This window comes from Saprospiraceae bacterium (genome assembly GCA_016712145.1).
In the GTDB taxonomy this organism is placed as follows: domain Bacteria; phylum Bacteroidota; class Bacteroidia; order Chitinophagales; family Saprospiraceae; genus Vicinibacter.
This window is the reverse complement of the sequence record JADJRO010000001.1, coordinates 2,633,736-2,651,781: the sequence shown is the minus strand read 5'-3', so window position 1 is coordinate 2,651,781 and position 18,046 is coordinate 2,633,736. Positions and strand designations below refer to the sequence as shown.

General features: G+C 37.4%; 15 protein-coding genes. 1 reads left to right on the top strand and 14 read right to left on the bottom strand.

The genetic code is table 11. The features are described from left to right. Positions 1 to 906: 906 nt before the first annotated feature. From IPK91_10855 to IPK91_10840, 4 genes are all read right to left on the bottom strand, one after another. Entirely contained in the window at positions 907 to 1,761 is an 855-nt protein-coding gene (locus IPK91_10855) for a T9SS type A sorting domain-containing protein (GenBank protein ID MBK8297755.1), read from the bottom strand. A gap of 82 nt (positions 1,762 to 1,843) precedes the next feature. Next, a complete protein-coding gene (locus IPK91_10850; GenBank protein ID MBK8297754.1) occupies positions 1,844 to 2,521 on the bottom strand; it encodes an SOS response-associated peptidase in 678 nt (225 codons plus the stop codon). A gap of 13 nt (positions 2,522 to 2,534) precedes the next feature. After that, positions 2,535 to 3,302, bottom strand: coding sequence for an SPOR domain-containing protein (locus IPK91_10845; protein ID MBK8297753.1), 768 nt, complete (start codon positions 3,300 to 3,302; stop codon positions 2,535 to 2,537). 410 nt (positions 3,303 to 3,712) lie between these two features. Next, entirely contained in the window at positions 3,713 to 4,906 is a 1,194-nt protein-coding gene (locus tag IPK91_10840) for a class I SAM-dependent rRNA methyltransferase (protein MBK8297752.1), read from the bottom strand. 45 nt (positions 4,907 to 4,951) lie between these two features. Here IPK91_10840 and IPK91_10835 point away from each other — a divergent pair, with 45 nt between their 5' ends. Further along, complete coding sequence (locus tag IPK91_10835; protein MBK8297751.1) at positions 4,952 to 5,911, top strand: c-type cytochrome; 960 nt, start codon at positions 4,952 to 4,954, stop codon at positions 5,909 to 5,911. Positions 5,912 to 5,939: 28 nt separating this feature from the next. Here the strand turns inward: IPK91_10835 and IPK91_10830 are convergent, their stop codons facing one another. From IPK91_10830 to rfaD, 10 genes are all read right to left on the bottom strand, one after another. Further along, the gene (locus IPK91_10830) at positions 5,940 to 6,155 is read right to left on the bottom strand and encodes a hypothetical protein (GenBank protein ID MBK8297750.1); all 216 of its coding nucleotides are present in this window, start codon (positions 6,153 to 6,155) and stop codon (positions 5,940 to 5,942) included. 302 nt (positions 6,156 to 6,457) lie between these two features. Then, positions 6,458 to 6,616, bottom strand: coding sequence for a hypothetical protein (locus IPK91_10825; GenBank protein ID MBK8297749.1), 159 nt, complete (start codon positions 6,614 to 6,616; stop codon positions 6,458 to 6,460). Positions 6,617 to 6,827: 211 nt separating this feature from the next. Continuing rightward, positions 6,828 to 7,583 (bottom strand): rRNA maturation RNase YbeY, encoded by a 756-nt coding sequence (gene ybeY, locus IPK91_10820; GenBank protein MBK8297748.1) that lies wholly within the window; start codon positions 7,581 to 7,583, stop codon positions 6,828 to 6,830. 158 nt (positions 7,584 to 7,741) lie between these two features. Next, positions 7,742 to 8,128 (bottom strand): ATP-binding protein, encoded by a 387-nt coding sequence (locus IPK91_10815; protein ID MBK8297747.1) that lies wholly within the window; start codon positions 8,126 to 8,128, stop codon positions 7,742 to 7,744. Then, positions 8,125 to 11,469 carry a DUF4175 domain-containing protein gene (locus tag IPK91_10810; GenBank protein ID MBK8297746.1) on the bottom strand — a complete coding sequence of 1,115 codons (3,345 nt, stop codon included), beginning with the start codon at positions 11,467 to 11,469 and terminating at the stop codon, positions 8,125 to 8,127. Before IPK91_10810 ends, IPK91_10815 begins: the two co-directional genes overlap by 4 nt. 120 nt (positions 11,470 to 11,589) lie before the next feature. Next, the gene (locus IPK91_10805) at positions 11,590 to 12,405 is read right to left on the bottom strand and encodes a 2,3,4,5-tetrahydropyridine-2,6-dicarboxylate N-succinyltransferase (GenBank protein ID MBK8297745.1); all 816 of its coding nucleotides are present in this window, start codon (positions 12,403 to 12,405) and stop codon (positions 11,590 to 11,592) included. 2 nt (positions 12,406 to 12,407) lie between these two features. Continuing rightward, positions 12,408 to 13,070 carry a hypothetical protein gene (locus tag IPK91_10800; GenBank protein MBK8297744.1) on the bottom strand — a complete coding sequence of 221 codons (663 nt, stop codon included), beginning with the start codon at positions 13,068 to 13,070 and terminating at the stop codon, positions 12,408 to 12,410. A 156-nt stretch (positions 13,071 to 13,226) separates the two neighbouring features. Then, entirely contained in the window at positions 13,227 to 15,017 is a 1,791-nt protein-coding gene (gene mutL, locus IPK91_10795) for a DNA mismatch repair endonuclease MutL (protein MBK8297743.1), read from the bottom strand. A 54-nt stretch (positions 15,018 to 15,071) separates the two neighbouring features. After that, positions 15,072 to 16,745, bottom strand: a complete 1,674-nt coding sequence (locus IPK91_10790; GenBank protein MBK8297742.1) for an MFS transporter — start codon at positions 16,743 to 16,745, stop codon at positions 15,072 to 15,074. Positions 16,746 to 17,076: 331 nt separating this feature from the next. Then, on the bottom strand, positions 17,077 to 18,039 hold the full coding sequence (gene rfaD / locus IPK91_10785; protein MBK8297741.1) for an ADP-glyceromanno-heptose 6-epimerase: 963 nt from the start codon (positions 18,037 to 18,039) through the stop codon (positions 17,077 to 17,079). Positions 18,040 to 18,046: the final 7 nt, after the last annotated feature.

The following is an 18,046-nucleotide window of genomic DNA, read 5'->3' as shown; positions in this document are numbered from 1 at the left end:
CTTAAAGGCTGAAATACACCAAAAACTTCTTTATGCTTTTCAGCTTATTAGCTTATCAGCTATTTTGACTCCTGACTCCAGATTTGCAGCTTAAAGGCTGAAATACACCAAAAACTTCTTTAAGCTTTTTAGCTTATTAGCTTAACAGCTATTTTGACTCCTGACTCCAGATTTGCAGCTTAAAGGCTGAAATACACTAAAAACTTCTTTAAGCTTTTTAGCTTATTAGCTTAACAGCTATTTTTTTTCCTGTTTCATTTCCAATTGTAAATAATTTGCAAATTCCGAACAAAAAATCAGGGTTTACCCTGATTGGGCACTCAGGGTAAACCCTGATTTTTCATCTCAGACTTGGAAAATTCAATATTCTACCATAACATTGTAATATCATTTTACGTAATAGTACTATGAGAACACATTTTCGAAAACCGGTTTACCAAAAATGGTAAACGTTTCATGAGATAATTTTTCACAGGGATTATGAACCGCCTTCGTTGACAGCAATGAAGGCGGTTTCATTTAATGCAATTGGCTTCTGATTTCCAATTCTAAAATCCCCTCTTCACTTCGTAATTCGGTGCTGAAGTATAGCAACCAACCATACATTGGATCCTATTTTTAAACAAAACAAACAATGCTATACAATAACCAAGTTGATAAACCCAATACAGCCTTTCAAAATCCAATCTTCAACTTCCGAATCAATTGCAAAGAAAATTCAAATTTTTATTCACGTTAAATTTCTTTCTTTTCTCCTCATAGTTTTTAAGTTTATGTTAAACAAAATGTGCTTTAGGGTATAAATTAAATTCTAAAGCTAATGTATAACAGAATACACACTAAATACAGCCAACTTATTGAATGAACAGCGATAATTATTGAGTTCAGCGATTGACTGATTCTAATCTAATGCAGCAGAATAAATCGCTGGTAGATGGTTTGCTTATTTGATTTATATACTAAAAAATAATAACCAGCTGGCAGCTGATCCAATATTAAATGCAGTTCATTTGAAGGCAATTCTTTTTCAAGGCTAAAATACCTTCCACTTAGATCAAATAACAACAATTCCTGATTCGATTTATCCAAATTATTAAAATCCAAATGCAGGATATCATTGGTAACGAAAATCGTTTGTGCCCATTTTGAATCCTCAGCATTGTTTTGCACGCTGCTTATGTTGCAAGTCACATTATAAATGATCAGCCAGTATTGCTGCAATTGCTTCAAATACAATAGCACGTAATCCTGTCCTGCAAATTTTGATTCCGATTGATATAACAAGTTGTCTTCTGGCACACCGATCAATAAGCTGGCTTGTCCATGAATGTGTCTCTCTGCAATTTCTGCTTCGTAAGAATTGCTTATTTTAAATGTATCTACCTCATTGCACTTCAAATTAATACTTATGAATGAATCAATGTGGGCATTGCAGGAAACTTCTATAATATAAATTCCCGTATCACAGGTGATTTGTGTTGCTTTTGCGCACAAGACCATCAAGGTATCAAAACCATGAAAATATTTTGGAGGTCTGTAATACAAGGTTTGGCGAAGCGATGAATCTTCAAGAATTTCTGCATAGCCAAAATGTGGCTTTTTAAATATTGTTGCCGGATTCCAGGTCGGATATCCTAAATTGCTTCGTATAACGCTGTCGTCACAATGCAATTTAATATGTTCAGTAAATGCATGCTGTGTATTTGCTAATATGCTGTTGAATAAAAAGAAACCGATTGTAATAATATTCCTTAATTGCATAAAAGACCCTTAAATCAATGCAATTTAATAAAATCAATCCAATTATGCCAATAAGGATTTAAGTCTATTAGACTTCTAGGTTTTAAATCGGTACAACCAAACTGGCATCATTATTCCTCACATTATTAACCATTGAAGAAACTTCATACGCACGCATCCATTCATCGGGATATGGTTTTAATAAATGCAAGCTGTCTTGAATCGACATACCTTCTTCCAACCAGAGCCTTTCTTCCTCTGGCAATAAGATGCAGGGCATTCGATCATGGATTGGTTTCATAAATTCATTAGCGGGCATGGTAATAATACTGAAACTTGGAATGGCTTTTCCCTCCGGATTTTTCCAACTGTCATAAATACCTGCCATAAAAAACACCTCTTGATTGGTGGTCTGAATACGCAATGGGGTTTTTATTTTTCCAACTCCTTTTTTCCATTCATAAAATCCATCCATGGGTACCAAACAGCGTCGTTTTTCCAATGCAGATTTGAAGAAGGGTTTTTCCAGCAATCCTTCTATGCGGGCATTGATCATTTTACTGCCAATGCTCATATCTTTTGCCCAAAAGGGGATGAGTCCCCATTTCAAATAATTGTAATGTTGCTTATCTCCCTGTGTAATTACAGGATGCCAGTGTGTTGGTGCTATATTAAAACTGGGTAATGGATTGTAACGCTCTAAATCTTCCGAATAAAAATCGGCATCAAAGCGTTCTTCCAATTCGGATTCCACTTTGGTAAGTGAACCCCTGCCACACATACTTTAAAGGGTCTTACTTTGCTTTTAGAAAGGCTTTTTCTCCTTTCGCATTTAACTTGCTGACAATTTTATCTGCTTCCTGCCGACTCGCATATTGGCCGACTACTGCGGAATAATATTCTGATGAGCCAAAGACTTTTTTCGTCGCTCCTTTGTAGCCCATTTTCTTCAATTTTACAACTTGCTCATCTGCATGTGCCGGTACGATGAAGCTTCCGGAAACCACATAAAATCCAGCGGAACTTGTGGCATTGACCTTCGTGCTTTTCTTTTCATCAGCATGCTTTGTTTCAGCTTTTGTACTTGCTTTGCTTGTTGTACTTGTATTGGATTTTGTACTTGGATTCGATTTTACTGCTGCAGTTTTACTACTAGGAACAGCCACGGCTTCCGTTTTTTTGGATTCTACTTTTTCCGATACTTTTTGAGCTTTCGGATTGGTATTTACCGCTGCCGAAGGCTCCGGTGCCGCTACTGGCTGACTGTAATCAACCGCTCCATTTAGGGTTTTATTTGCTTCTGTTGTGCTACCTGCTAAAGGCTTGGATTCGGCAGGTGCCCCCACTTTTTCCGGTAATTGACCGGTTAAGTCCATTATCATACTATCTTCTGATGTAATTGCAGTTTGATTTTGTGGATCCATAAACAAACTGTCTGTCATTTCTGAAGTCGGCGGGATATCATCCGATGGGGTTTTACTCCGCTTGTAAATCATGACCGCTATAGCAACGACCAATAAGACCAATAAAAGGTATAAAAGGATGCGAATTAGGTTTTTCATTGGGGGTATATCTATTTAAAGGCAAATATACAATTATTTATAAATTAAATAAAATTATTATATATAAATAGGTGTTAGTTGATAGGTGTTAGTTGATAGGAGGAGGGGGGATAGTTGGTGGGGGATAGTTGATAAGAGGAGGTAGGTTGTGGGTGAAAGTTGGTAGGTGTTCGGTGACAGGTAATCGTTGTAAGTAGTTGGTGAGTGAATCTGCTGTCATTTAATAATTATCCTCTACCTAATAGATTAGCTTGACAATTTGACCCTATTTAGGTCAAGCTATTTCAGGCAGGATCTTTCATTGAACATTGCTAATTGAGCATTGCTCATTGAACATTAAAAAAAGTCAAGCTATTTTAGGAAAGGACAAACCAACAACTATCAACTAACAACTATCAACTAACAACTATTTACCCTATCTCCAAAACCATTCCCTTCAAATAAGATCCTTCAGGATGAAATAAACTGACTGGATGATCCGGTCCTTGGCTTAATTTATGCAAAACCCGGATTTCTCGTCCGCTTTCTATTCCGGCGGAAACGATGGTATGATAAAATAATTCTTCTGTAACAACTTGCGAACAAGAAAAGGTGAATAGGATTCCTGCGGGCTTGATTTTTTTCATTGCCAGTGCATTGATTCGTTTGTAGGCTTTCATGGCGGTGTGTCGCTTACTCATGTTTTTTGCAAATGCCGGTGGATCCAATATGATCAAATCATACAAACCTGATTCCATTTTTTCAAGATAATCTATAACATCCAAACACATGGATTGATGCTTGTCACCATTGATTGCATTGAATTCTAAATTGCGATTTAATATATCCAAAGCTTTGGATGAAATATCAATAGAATGGACTTCTTTCGCACCAGCGGCTAATGCATAAATACTAAATCCACCACTGTATGAAAATGCATTGAGTATGGTTCGGTTTTTAGAATAAACCCCTAAGAGCTTACGATTCTCACGTTGATCTAGAAAAAATCCTGTTTTTTGACCTTCGAGTGCATCGATATAAAATTTATATCCATGTTCCATACATTGAATTTCAAGGGTATTTCCATAAACAATTTTATTGCTGATCCCTCGTGCATATTCTTTTGGAAGACTGGATGCACTTTTGTCAATTATGCATAGTTCTGTATTGTTAATCACTCTGGGAATGCATTTCACCAAACTTGCGACTATTTTATGCATACCTATAGTATGACATTGTATCACAATTGTTTGATCATACACATCGATAATTAAACCGGGCAATTGATCTCCTTCTCCATGAACCCATCGATAACAGTTGGTGTCTGCATTTGGAAACATTAAATTCTTTCTGGTTTGTAATGCTTTTCTCAGTTGTTGTTCCCAAAATGCTTCCTGATATGCTTCCTTTCCAAAATGCAACATTTTAATTGCAATCGAACCGTGATGAAAATGTCCAAAACCTAAACGATTGTGGTTCGAATCTTCCACATAAACTAATTGCCCATCTTCGAGTGCATTTGTATTCGTATGTATAGCCCCGGAAAATACCCACGGATGCTTGCGCAACAAGCTTATTTCTTTTGATTTTTTTAATTCTATGATAGTTTCTTTTGTAAAATCCATTTTCTGTTTAATTTCGTAATAACTAATAAGTAAATTATTCTTGTTATGAAAAAAGTATTGAAAGCAGTTTTATATATCGTGCTGGTTTTAATAGTGCTTGTGGTATCTTTTGCCGCGTTTATTTATTTTAGAGGCATTCCTACGTACGATCCGCCCCAAATTAAGGAATTTACCTTATCCCCAACAGAACAAAAAATTGAAGAGGGTGCTCGTATTTCAGCTTTAATCTGCAGTTCCTGCCACATGGGCACGGATGGAAAACTCAGTGGAGGACTCATGAAAGACCTCGATCCAGTTTTTGGTATGGCATATATAGCCAATATCACCAACCATCCGGTTTATGGAATTGGAAAATGGACCGCTTCCGAACTTGCCCATTTTCTTCGCACAGGTTTACGTGCAGATGGACGGTATGCCCCACCTTGGATGCCAAAATTTAACCATTTGTCTGATCGTGATCTTGAAGCTGTCATTTGCTTTTTAAAATCCGACAGACCTCAGGTACAAGCATCTGAACGGGTGCACCCTGCAAGTCAGCCAAGTTTCTTTGCAAAGTTTTTAGGAAATACTGTTTTCAAGCCTTTAGCGTATCCAAATGCCCCAATCATGGAACCCGATACCAATGATCTCGTAAATTATGGTAAATACATTGCCCAAGGTAAGATTGAATGCTATTCCTGTCATTCCGCTGATTTTTCTAAAATGAATCTTGAATTTCCAGAAAAGTCGCTGGGTTATATGGGTGGAGGAAATACCCTAATTGATCTGGATAAAAAGAAAATATTCTCAGCAAATATCACCATGGACACTGAAACAGGAATTGGAAGCTGGACCTATGAAGACTTTTACAAAGCCCTCAAAGAAGGTAAACGACCTGACGGGAAAACTTTAAGGTATCCTATGCTGCCCTTAGGCAACCTAAAAGATTTTGAAATTAAAGGCTTATGGGCTTATTTGCAGACTGTTCCTAAAATTAAAAATCCTGTAAACAGAACCTGGAACTAAGCCAAAAGTAAAGCCTTAAGGTCGAATCCTAAAATCGACTGTACTCCAATATATTTTGTAAACTGGCAGGATGCGCATTAAACATCGCCTTTGGGAGAAACTGTTTAGCTTCTCTTAATAAACGTTGTTCTTCCTGCAATTCAATATCATTGATCAAACACTCTTCAAGCATTTGATTTTCTGTGACGCTGCATTCTTGATAAACAAAACGGAGTAATTGAAATGATGTAAACGTATCTACCATAGGCTTTTTTGTTATTTTAAAACAAGATTTTACAGCCTTTTATTGTTTCGGTTTGCTTTTTTTTAATGGAAACCCATGAATCTGCTTTGTACCATGCAATCCCTGCTTATATATTAATTCCAAATAAAATCTCCGGCTCTGCTCAAGTCCCCGTAAACATTGGGCTTTCCATTGATTTTAAAATTTATTTATCCGATTTTTTAAAAAATTGGCATAGTATTAGAATAATATACAATATGTAACGTAAAAATGATTATCACTAAAAAAGATATAAAAGAAGTAGTTTTCTTTATTTGAGACCTTTAGTCACCTGTAAATACGATGGTATTTACAGGTGCTATATTTATATATATATGGATATTTATTTTAGCCAAACATCTCAGAATTGCCTTACTAAATTCTGAATTGCAGATCGGCACAAACTGATTTCCAAATCCATTTAAAAGTAGTTGGATTTTCAATGCCCCTTCCAAATTAGAACCGCGGGTACGCGGGATGTCCACTCCGCTCCCATAATTCTTCCCGCAGGTACGCGGGATATCCGTTCCGCTCGCATAATTCGTAATCCGTAATTCGTAATTACTAATTGACCTCCCCCTCCCACAATTCTTCCCGCGAGTACGCGGGATGTCCGCTCCCCTCCCATAATTCGTAATCCGTAATTCGTAATTACTAATTGACCTCCCCCTCAGGGTCCCAAAAATACTTTTCTAAATGCTGCACCTTATCATCTTTAACCGGAACTCCTTCTGCGCGAAGTAAACGAGCCATGCGTTTTCCGGCTTCCCCAAACATCAGGCGGCCACTTAATTCACCCTTCACATTAACCACACGATGTGCCGGGATATCATGAACATCGCCTTTTAATTGATTCAGCGCCCAACCTACCATTCGTGCTGAACCTAATGAAAGATAATTCGCAATGGCTCCATAATTGCATACACGACCTTTTGGGATTAAACGAACCAAATCATAGACTTGATCAAAATAATGATCCTGTTTTAAAAATTCATTCTTGTAACATGTTAGGGCCTGGTCTTCCGCATCTCGCATTGCGGATTTATCTACTTCAGATTTATCTTTAAAACCTATAAAATGCAAAATCCCATGGATGATGACTCTTAGCAATTCTAAGGTTTCATCTTCTTTAAATTTCTTTGCATTGTCTCGTACCCGATCGATGCTGATATACAATTCACCTGAGATCGGTTCAGCACTGAATGGAAAACTAATGATGTCCGTATAATAATCATGTTGCAGGTATTTCTTATTTAAATCTAAAAGAAATGTATCATTGCAAAAGATGATCGTGATCGTATCGGCTTTCTTATCATACTGCTGGATTGTTTTTTCAATCCATTGCCTTACTTTTCGAGAATTAAACTCAAAGGGATCTACTTGATATTCAAATGCTATCTTAGCCTTCATACGTTCTTCAAACAAAGGTATAAAGCTTCTGCAGATCTGCGAATGAAGACTAATTTAGAACGGGTAAATTTTACAACGAGTCGTTAAACACGGAATTTACCAGGGTGTGCTTTAAAATAAAATTGGATTACTCCGTAAAATTTGTTTGGCGAGCTTCCTTAAACGATAAACTTAATTTCTACCGTACGCCCATTGTCAGAAAAAACAACGCGATCCGATAATTTTTGCATTAAGAAAACACCTCGTCCGCCGCAGGTTTCAATATTTTCAGGAAGCGTCGGATCTGGAATAGCGGCAGGATCAAATCCTTTCCCTTCATCAGAAATTCGAAAACAAATGTGTTTTCGCTGACGCGTTGTTTTTACACAAACAAACTTCCGTGCATCGGATTGATTTCCGTGTAAAATCGCATTATTAACAGCTTCTGTAATGGATACCAATACATTTGGGTATAAGGTATGATCCAATTGATATTCCTTGAATATCTGTTCCAGGTATTCTTCTATTTTGGCAATGTTATCCGGTACAGAAGAAATTTTAATCATCCCTGCTTTTTGAGATTTTGATAATACTGCTCGACCAGTTTCTTGTAAAAAGGTTTTAAATCCGGTGAAACTTGTTTGAACCATTCTGTTTCAGCCTGCCTTTGTTTTAAATATTCTTCAAGGGCAGCTGGCATTTTACGCACAATATTCGTACCAGTTTCAGATTTTCTTTTTTCGTCCCAGTCACGCTCACGTTCTGCGCGATCCGCTTCAAGCAATCGGGTTGTGATTTCCTGTTGTCTGCGCAGCATATCATTGTTCAGCTGCTTGTTGACCAATTGCTTTTCCATTTTCTCCATTTCATCTAAAATTTCCTGGGCCTGCTTGGTCCCGCCACCATTTTGCTTTTTCTGATCTTCCTGTTCTTGCAATAGCTTCTTCAGCTTTGCTTGCTTGGCAGCCAACTCTGCAAATTCCTGAGCAGTACCTGATTTTCCATTCTGCATTTTTTGCATTTGTTCCTGCATCCCTTTCTGCATGTTTTTCTGACCTTCCGTTATTTTATCGGATGGGACTTTGCCTTTCTTACCACTCTTGCCGCTTTTATTTCCGGGTTTCTTGCATGCTTTCTTTCCGGGTTTATCGCAGGAACTGTTGCATTCCTTTTGTTTTTCATCCAATGATTCAGAGAGCATTACCGCCAGATCATTCAGATTTTTCATAATCCGCCGTTGATTGTTAGAAGCTTCACCACTTCTTCGCTCTTCCAATAAATCAATGCCCTTTTTAAAGTTCTCATTGATCTCGCTGATCTTTTCCATAACAAAGGATTGAATATCAACTATCCGTTGGCTAAGCACTTCAAGTGTATCCTGAACAATTTTAAAATTATCCTTAATCTTAAACTGATCTTGTAATAAAGTCAGGTAATGCGGTGTTTGCGGATTTAAATTGGCCATTTCATTAGTCACCTGTTCCTGATCAAAAGACAGTCCCACTAAGTTTTCAAGTAACTGTCTTAACATGCGCGCATCTTCTTCTGCTTGCTCCTGATCTGATTCTTGCATCTCTCCCTCCATTTTACTGGCCATCTCCTTCATTTTATCTGAAGCTTGTTTTTGTTTTTTGGATGCACCGCTGTTATTGGATTTACTCAATTCATTTTTTGAATCGTTCAAATCATTTTTAATATCCTTTGATTGCTCTTTTTGGTCTTCCAGTTTACGAGGTGCCTTTAATTCCTCGTTTTTCTTTTTGATCTCCTCTTGCTTTTTAGCAAGTTCATCAAATTTCTTATTGATGGAATCTTGTTTGTTTTTCAATGACTCCTGATCTTCAGATTTTTTTTCTGTCTTCTCTGCCAATTGCTCTTGCTTCTCAGCAAGTTTATTTAATTCATTGATCTGATCTTTCAGATTTTTCTCAACTTCCAATTGTTTAAATAATTGAAGCAGTCGATCCATTTCTTTGGTTAGATCTGTATTTTGTTTTTCAAATTGCTCAGACATTTGAATCGCCTGATCTTTATTGAGCTCATTCATTAAACTTTGAATTTGCTCCATGAGTTTTTTAATCTCATCATTGCCGGTTTCATTAAACAGTTTTTGCAATTGCTCTTGCTTCTCCTGTAAATTCTCATCCGCATTGCGTTGTTTCTTTAAATTTTCTTCCAGCTTCTTTTTTGCTTCTTCGAATTGTTCCTGCAATTTTTTCTGCTGCTCGGTCATTTTCTCAAGGTCTTTCTTGGTTTGCCAATCCAGACTTTTCTTTTGCCGAAGTTTATCTTTGTAGTCTCCTAATTTTTCTAATAATTTTTTAGATTGTTTAACCGCATCTTCCAAATTGTCTTTAATGGCTTCATTGTTGATTTCTTCCTTCTGTGCCAATTCTTCGTCAGAAGCTTCCTTGTATTCTAAAAATTGACTTCTGGATGATTTACTGCCATTGATTCCGTCATTATCCCAAACTTCAAAATAATAATGGATGGATTCTCCGGGTGCTAATTCAAATTGACTTGCATCAAAAACATAATTAAAACTACCGCTTGCTTTATTAATGGTAGCTTGAACCGCTTTTGTTTGAAGCGCTGTTTCCGTTCCGTCTTTTTTCTTAATGGAATAGTTAAAATTCAAATTGCGAATTCCATAATCATCTGAAAAATCTCCGCTATAATAACGAACTTTCCAATCGGTACTGTCTTCAAATTGTTCGACTTGAATTTGAGGAAACTGATCAGGAATTATACTGATCTGATAATTTACTGAATCGGTATTTTTAAGTTGATTGTTTTGCAGATAAAGTGAATACGATTGATCTTTCAGTACTTTTTTAGAAAATTGAAAATCGTGTTCACCCTGGCGTGAAATCTCAAGTTGTGATTTATCTTCACTGGATTTAAAATACAGATGATCAGTATAAGCCATATTAAAATTCCATCGAATTTTTGTGCCAACAGGTATAATTAGATCGCCTGTGTTTTCCAGAATTTCATTTTTCTTTCCAATATAAGCTGGATATTCCAAGTGCACTTGAAACGATTGGATCACCGGTTTCATGATTACTTTCAAAGTATATTCCGGCGAAACGATAGTGCCCGCAAACAATTTAAAAGGAAGATCTTTCTGAACATTGCTAAACGTATAGCTAAATTCATCCGGACGATCTTTCTTTAAACGATATTGGAAATGATCTACATCAATATAAGCTTCAGCGGGCGTTGTACTTCCATCAATTTTTATTTTTAATTCAAACGTGCCGTTTTGTTCGACATGTAATTCTTCCGATTCCAATTTGAAATGAAAGGGTGCTTCCTTTTCAAAATCCTTATTGATTTGAATTAATCGCTGTGTAGGTTTTTGTATCATTCCGGGAGCCCACACCAGCAAAGAAAATAATATTAATAATGGAGCGATTGCATATTGGATGTATTTGCGGTTTTTTTGCAAGTCAATTGCCTGAACAAACGGAATGGGATTTAACTCAACTGATTTTTGTTGAATGCTTGCTTCAATCAAACTCCGATCCGAATAATTAACCGATTGTGATTTAAGCTGAAGTACATTTAATAATTTATCCTCGACATCAGAAAAATGCGTACCTATAATTTTTGCAGCTTCTTCGTGTGAAATCAATTTACCCAATTGGAAATAATGCATCAGTGGCGTAACGATCCAATACCACAAGCTAAATCCAAACAATCCGAGGTATGAAAAACTTAAAACCGTTCGGACCGATTTACTAAAATAAAATTGATTTTCCAGCAGGTTGTAAGCCAGAAATACCAGGGTAAGCAATCCGGTAAAATACAGGGCACCCCGGATCAATTGATTGATATAAAATTTCCGGGTAAACTGATCAATTTTTAAAATGAGCTGATCGTAGTAATTTTCATTCCATAGCATAACGAAGCATAAATTATATAAAACGCAAATTAGGTCTAAATAATTTCAAAATTGAATTATTTAACGTTTTGAAATCAGGCACTCAGACAATAGCAAGAACAACTAATAAGCCTCCCGGGTTTAGCCGGATACATCAAAATCGCGAAGGGCACTATTCAAGCTAACTTTCTTATCGGTAGATTCTTTGCGTTGTCCAATAATTAAGGCACAGGGAACCTGGTAATTGCCTGCCGGATACTCCTTGGTATAAGAACCCGGAATCACCACAGCCCTTGGAGGCACATAGCCTTTATATTTTACTGGTTCTGAACCAGTTATGTCAATTATATGGGTAGATCCGGTGATTACCACGTTGGCACCCAAAACGGCTTCTGAGCCGATATGGGCTCCTTCAACGATAATGCAACGAGAGCCAATAAATGCATTGTCTTCAATAATATTTGGTTTAGCCTGTGGGGGTTCCAATACGCCTCCAATTCCGACTCCGCCAGCCAAATGCACATTTTTGCCGATTTGGGCACAAGAACCAACCGTAGCCCAGGTGTCAACCATGGTTCCGGACCCCACATAAGCTCCAATGTTGACAAAACTTGGCATCAAGATGACCCCGGGTTCGATAAATGAGCCATACCGGGTAATTGCTCCTGGCAAAGCACGAATCCCAAGTTTTTCAAATTCCCGTTTAGGCATGATCTTATCATAAAACTCCAAATCGCCGGCCATGATCACTTTATTTTCAGAAATAGGAAAATAAAGCAAAATGGCTTTTTTAATCCATTCGTTGACAATCCATTCTTCTCCTTTCTTTTCCGCCACCCGAAGCTTTCCAGTATCAAGCATGGCAATAACCTGGTGAATAGCCGCTTTTACTAAAGGATCGCTTAAAAGACTCCGGTCTTCCCAGGCATTTTCTATGGTTTGTATGGTTGCATTCATGATTAAAAAATGTATGTAAAGGCCAATATAGAAGAAATTATCCCAACGAAATAACCTAAATAAATTTCTTCTGCGGAATGTGCATTTAGATAGAGGCGACACGTACCGATCCAGCCTCCGACCACACAAGAAACTGCTATCAAATGATTGACATTAAAAGCGGACAAACCGCTTTTTAGAAATCTAAAATTAAGCAGCGAAGCATCTGAATGATTAAAGCGAAGTAAAACCCAAAAAGCAATAAATGCACCGAAGGCGATGCTGTGTAAACTGATTTTGAATTTAGTATTAATAGCGAATGCCATAAAAATGGAAATAATCGAAGCCAACATAAAGCAGATCATCAATTTGGGAATTTGCCCCTGGGATTTTAGATTGACATACATCCAAAGATAAAACACGGCACATATAATCAATGGACCAAAACGATCCGTACGCTCCCGCATTTCAAAACTTTGGATAAATCCGGTAAACCGAAGCAAGGCAAAACCGATTGCAGGTACAAAACAGGTATAAATAAATAATAAAATCAACAACAAGCTTTGTTCACTCCAATGCATGGATCCAAACAAATGTGGATTCAGACATAATAATAAAAATAAGGAATAAAACAAAACCAGCAATGGGTGAAACAGGTAAGAAGATATGTTGGCGAGTATGCGCATTAATTAATGCAAAGCTAATTATTTTTTATCGCCACGAATGCGAAGAGTTGCCACGAATGCACGAATGAATGCACGAATGAAGATTCGAAGTATAATTTAATAATTCGTCTTTAATTCGTGTATTCGTGGCATTTCTTCCCATATCCATTGTAAAACTTACCTGAATTTTTTAAACAATTCCTCCAGACTTAAATGAAAAATACATTTTTTACCCGACGGACTGGCATACGGTATTTCACACAAAAACAATTGTTCCACCAGAGCTTGCATTTCCTCCTGTGACAAATTTTTTCCACGCTTAATAGAGCTGCTGATTGCCATGGAGCGCGCAATATTTTCCTCCAATGCCAATTCAAACTCCAGATTGGCTTTATACTGATTTAATATCGTTAGAATCAATTCGTGCTCGTTGTATTTTCCTTCAAGCAATGCAGGAATGCCATGTATCACAAAAGAATCGGATCCAAAATCTTCCATGTCAAATCCCAATTTCTGCAAATAAGGAAGTAATTCTTTTAATTGCTGTGCATCAACCGTACTCAAATGAAGATTCTGTGGAAAAAGCAAGCCTTGCGTTTGCCGATTTTCAGACTTTAAAAGCAATTTGTAGTATTCATACAGCACACGCTCATGTGCTAATTGCTGATCGATGATACTTATTCCTGATTTCAATTGTACTAATAAATAACAAGCATGAAACTGTACAATTTTAATCGATTCCGGAACATCTTCTGCACTTGGTTGAACCATCGTACTAAACGATAGATCCTTGTTTATTTCCGAAGAATAATTGTCCTGTGAAATACCAGAAAGATTTCCTTGCGGACTCAATTGTTCCCATGAAGCATAGCTGCTGCTGCTTTGCATTGGACTTCTGTTACCAAATCCAAAATCCGGACCATCCATAATCTTGCGAATGCCCACATCAGAAGAATCAAAATCAATTTGTGGTGTGAGGGAATGTTGTGCCAGACTAAATCGGACTGCCGCTTTTAAAAACTGATAAATCAGACGCTCGTCTTCAAATTTAATTTCATGTTTGGTGGGGTGGACATTGATATCAATTTGAGTAGGATCAATATTTAAAAACAGAATATAAAAAGGTAAATTTTCAGCTGGAATAATATTTTCAAAAGCTGCTTTCACTGCATGTTGTAAATAAGCACTTCGAATAAAGCGTCGGTTTACAAACAGGATTTGTTCACCCTTTGCCTTTTTGGATAATTCAGGTTTACCAATAAATCCACTGATTTCTACAACATCGGTTTGCGGAGAAACCGGTATTAAAAAATCCTGATATTTTTTTCCATAAATGCCTAGAATGCGTTGCTTTAAACTTCCTGCGGCCAATTGATAAACCAATTGATCGTTGTTAAAAAAACTAAAGGATAATTCCGGATATGAAATCGCCTGATAAATAAATTCTTCGTGAATATGACGTGACTCAATGCTATCGTTTTTTAAAAACTTGCGTCTTGCAGGAAGATTGTAAAATAAATTTCGCACCTGAATTTGTGTACCCGTCGGACAAGCACAAGGTTCCAGGGACTTTATTTTAGAATCAGAAATTAATATTTTGGTACCAGTTGCATCTGCTGCCGGTTTGGTTCGCAATTCCACTTGAGCAACCGCTGCAATGGATGCAAGCGCTTCTCCCCGAAATCCTTTGCTTTGAATGTGAAATAAATCTTCCGCAGTATTTATTTTAGAAGTTGCATGACGTTCAAATGACATGCGTGCATCGGTTGGCGACATTCCACAGCCGTTGTCGTTGATTTGAATCAGTACTTTTCCTGCTTCGCGAATAAATAATTTGATGTCTGTTGCTCCAGAATCTATCGCATTATCCATCAACTCCTTCACAACGGAAGCCGGACGCTGGATGACTTCACCGGCCGCAATCTGGTTTACAATGTGATCTTTAAGTAAATGAATAATATCGGGCATAGCGCATTCGGAAAGAGCCCAAAGGTAGAAGAAAATAGCTATTTACGGATCCCCTTAATGACCGCCTGCTATCTGTTTGTCATAATCAATCCCCTGCTTAAGCAAGATCGATTTAACACGCCAGGCGAAAAAAGCCAGGTAGCCAAAACATGCTACTGTAATCCAATAGGATTGATGAATGCCAATACTGGATAAATCCGCCAATTTTCCCTGAATGGGGGGAATGATCCCTCCACCCAAGATCATCATAATTAGAAAAGCAGCACCCTGGCTCTCATATTTTCCAAGGCCCGCTATGGATAATGAAAAAATACATGGCCACATTACAGAGCAATACAAACCTCCACTTAAAAAAGCGTAAATTGAAATCGTGCCTTGGGTCATGAGTCCAATGATCATGGCCAACATCGCCAAGCTGGCAAACAACATTAAGGTATAAACCGGTTTATCGCCTGCTACAAAAAAAGCTGCGATTAAAACTGCCACACAGGCAATGTAATTGTAAAGTGGACTCATATCTCTTGCAGCGATGGTATTCACTAAAATCACAACTGCAAATGCTAGAATCGGAATCACAAGCATCATTATTTTTTTCAACTTTGCTTCCAACTTAAAAACAGGAATGGCACCGGTCCATCGCCCGATCATCAAACTTCCCCAGAACATTGAAATGTAAGGTGGAATTGCGGACGTTTGTAAACTTCCATATTCAACGCTTTTGAGCAATTCACCCATGTTACTTTGAATGGTAACTTCAACACCTACATAAACAAAAATTGCAAACATGCCCAATTGGATTTGTGGAAATTGCAAAGCACCCCAGGAAGCTGTATTTTTTTTCGAACTAAAATGAACATATACTAAACCTGCTATCAAAACCAGTAGCGCCGATAGCAACCATTTCATGCGCGTCCACTCCAAATCTTGTAAAGCACTTTCGGATAAACCATCTGTCATATTTCGGTAGCTATTAAAAACAGGAATAAAGCAGGCGATCAATCCGATGGTAATTAATACCATGGTCCAAATCGCTTTATTCTCCGGTTCAATCATAGCCGAATTAATACTATCCGGAACTTTCTTTGAAAAATAGAACAGTGCTGCAGCAAATAAAAATAAAAATCCAACACCGATATATAAAAAGGTAACCCGATTCAAACTTAAAGATTGAATGGCGCTGTCATCATAATGCGTTGCACCAAACAATGCCAATGCAACTACGATGGGTCCAATGGCTGTTCCAAATGAATTAACTCCTCCTCCAAAATTCACTCTGTGTGAACCGGTAGCGGGATCTCCTAAGGAGATTGCAAAAGGATTGGCGGCAGTTTGTTGCAATGAAAATCCTAAAGCCAAAATAAAAAACGAAATAAGAAAAAAACTAAATCCATTTTCAGGGGTCCCTACATTAACAGAAACAATCATAGCGATTGCTCCAAGCAATGAAAACAACAATCCATACACGATACTTTTTTTATATCCCCAATTCGAAACAATGTCGCGACGTTTAAGTGCTCCAAATACAAACAATGCCAAAGCACCAATATAATATGCTCCATAAAATGCAAAATCAACCAACTGACTTTGAAACTGGTCCAATTGAAAATAATTTTTACAAAATGGAATGAATACACCATTGCCCGAAGCAATAAATCCCCAAAAGAAAAATACAGTAATTAAAATACTTAAAGCACCATAATTCGTTGGCTTCGTCTGATTAGAATCCATTGTATATTGTTTGAATGGTAAAATTAGAATTATTATTGGAAAGGAGGGAAGTCTGTTGTCTGTAGAGAAGAAGCTTATAGGCTAGAGGCTGTAGGCTAGAGGCCAGAGGCTAGAGGATTGAGGCTGAATGGCTGTTGGACCAAACAGGAGTCAGGAATTAGTAATCAGCGGTCAGGAGTCAATGAAGAAGCTGTTAAGATTCTTCTCCTATCAGCCATGCAGCCGCAATTCAGGAGTCACCAGTCAGAAGTCAATAAAAAGAAGCTGATAAGCTAAATCATTCAGTTCCAGCCTCTGGTCTCTAGCCTCTAGCCTTCAGCCTATCCGCCTTTCAGTAATACTCGCCATGTACCAAATAATTACTAACATAATCCTGAATCGCATCTTTAAATGGCAACATCGGCGTATTATATGAAATAGAATGCAATTTCCTCATATCCGCACAAGTATAATTTTGGTAGGTCTTAATCAAGTCTTCGGGCATTGGAATAAATTCAATGATCGGATGCTTTTCCAAAGCCTCAAACGTATGTTGGACCAGATCTATAAAACTGTTTGCTTGTCCACTGCCAAGATTGTAAATTCCATTTGGGCGCGGATTTTCAAAAAAGAAAAACAGTACATCTAATAAATCACGAATGAAAATAAAATCCCGTTTCTGTTCACCGTCTTTGATCTGTGCATCATTCGATTTAAATAAACGCACGCATCCCTTCTCCTGAATTTGATTGTAAGCATGAAATATCACAGAAGCCATTCGCCCCTTATGATATTCATTCGGACCAAATACATTAAAAAATTTAAATCCAGCCCATTGCGAAGGATGTTGTTTTTGCAACAAAACCCATTCATCAAAAATTTGTTTGGACTGACCATATGGATTCAAAGGTTGAAGGCTTGGAATCAGCGATTCATCATCCGAATATCCTAAAACACCATTCCCATAAGTAGCTGCACTCGATGCATATAAAAATGGAATATCATGTTGCGCAGCAAGATTCCATAAATTTTTGGAGTATGAAATATTTAATTCTTCAAATATTTGCACATCCATTTCCGTAGTATCGGTGCGAGCTCCGATGTGAAATATAAAATCAATGTCCGAATGATTTTTTTCCAACCAGGCGATAAATTGAGTTCGATCCAGAAACGAATGAATGTTTTTATTTACTAAATTGGGATGATCCTTTTTATAAATGGCATCGACAGCTATTATATCTTGAAACCCTTTTTGGTTTAGATAAGAAACCAAACACGAACCAATAAATCCGGAAGCACCCGTTACAACAATCATACTGCGA

Bases quoted from the DNA above. Each gene is read 5' to 3' on its own strand.
- IPK91_10810 (MBK8297746.1), bottom strand. From the start codon at position 11,469: ATGCTATGGAATGAAAATTACTACGATCAGCTCATTTTAAAAATTGAT.
- IPK91_10815 (MBK8297747.1), bottom strand. From the start codon at position 8,128: ATGATTAAAATTTCTTCTGTACCGGATAACATTGCCAAAATAGAAGAA.
- ybeY (MBK8297748.1), bottom strand. From the start codon at position 7,583: ATGAAGGCTAAGATAGCATTTGAATATCAAGTAGATCCCTTTGAGTTT.
- IPK91_10855 (MBK8297755.1), bottom strand. From the start codon at position 1,761: ATGCAATTAAGGAATATTATTACAATCGGTTTCTTTTTATTCAACAGC.
- mutL (MBK8297743.1), bottom strand. From the start codon at position 15,017: ATGCCCGATATTATTCATTTACTTAAAGATCACATTGTAAACCAGATT.
- rfaD (MBK8297741.1), bottom strand. From the start codon at position 18,039: ATGATTGTTGTAACGGGTGCTTCCGGATTTATTGGTTCGTGTTTGGTT.
- IPK91_10845 (MBK8297753.1), bottom strand. From the start codon at position 3,302: ATGAAAAACCTAATTCGCATCCTTTTATACCTTTTATTGGTCTTATTG.
- IPK91_10840 (MBK8297752.1), bottom strand. From the start codon at position 4,906: ATGGATTTTACAAAAGAAACTATCATAGAATTAAAAAAATCAAAAGAA.
- IPK91_10830 (MBK8297750.1), bottom strand. From the start codon at position 6,155: ATGGTAGATACGTTTACATCATTTCAATTACTCCGTTTTGTTTATCAA.
- IPK91_10790 (MBK8297742.1), bottom strand. From the start codon at position 16,745: ATGGATTCTAATCAGACGAAGCCAACGAATTATGGTGCTTTAAGTATT.
- IPK91_10805 (MBK8297745.1), bottom strand. From the start codon at position 12,405: ATGAATGCAACCATACAAACCATAGAAAATGCCTGGGAAGACCGGAGT.
- IPK91_10800 (MBK8297744.1), bottom strand. From the start codon at position 13,070: ATGCGCATACTCGCCAACATATCTTCTTACCTGTTTCACCCATTGCTG.
- IPK91_10850 (MBK8297754.1), bottom strand. From the start codon at position 2,521: ATGTGTGGCAGGGGTTCACTTACCAAAGTGGAATCCGAATTGGAAGAA.
- IPK91_10835 (MBK8297751.1), top strand. From the start codon at position 4,952: ATGAAAAAAGTATTGAAAGCAGTTTTATATATCGTGCTGGTTTTAATA.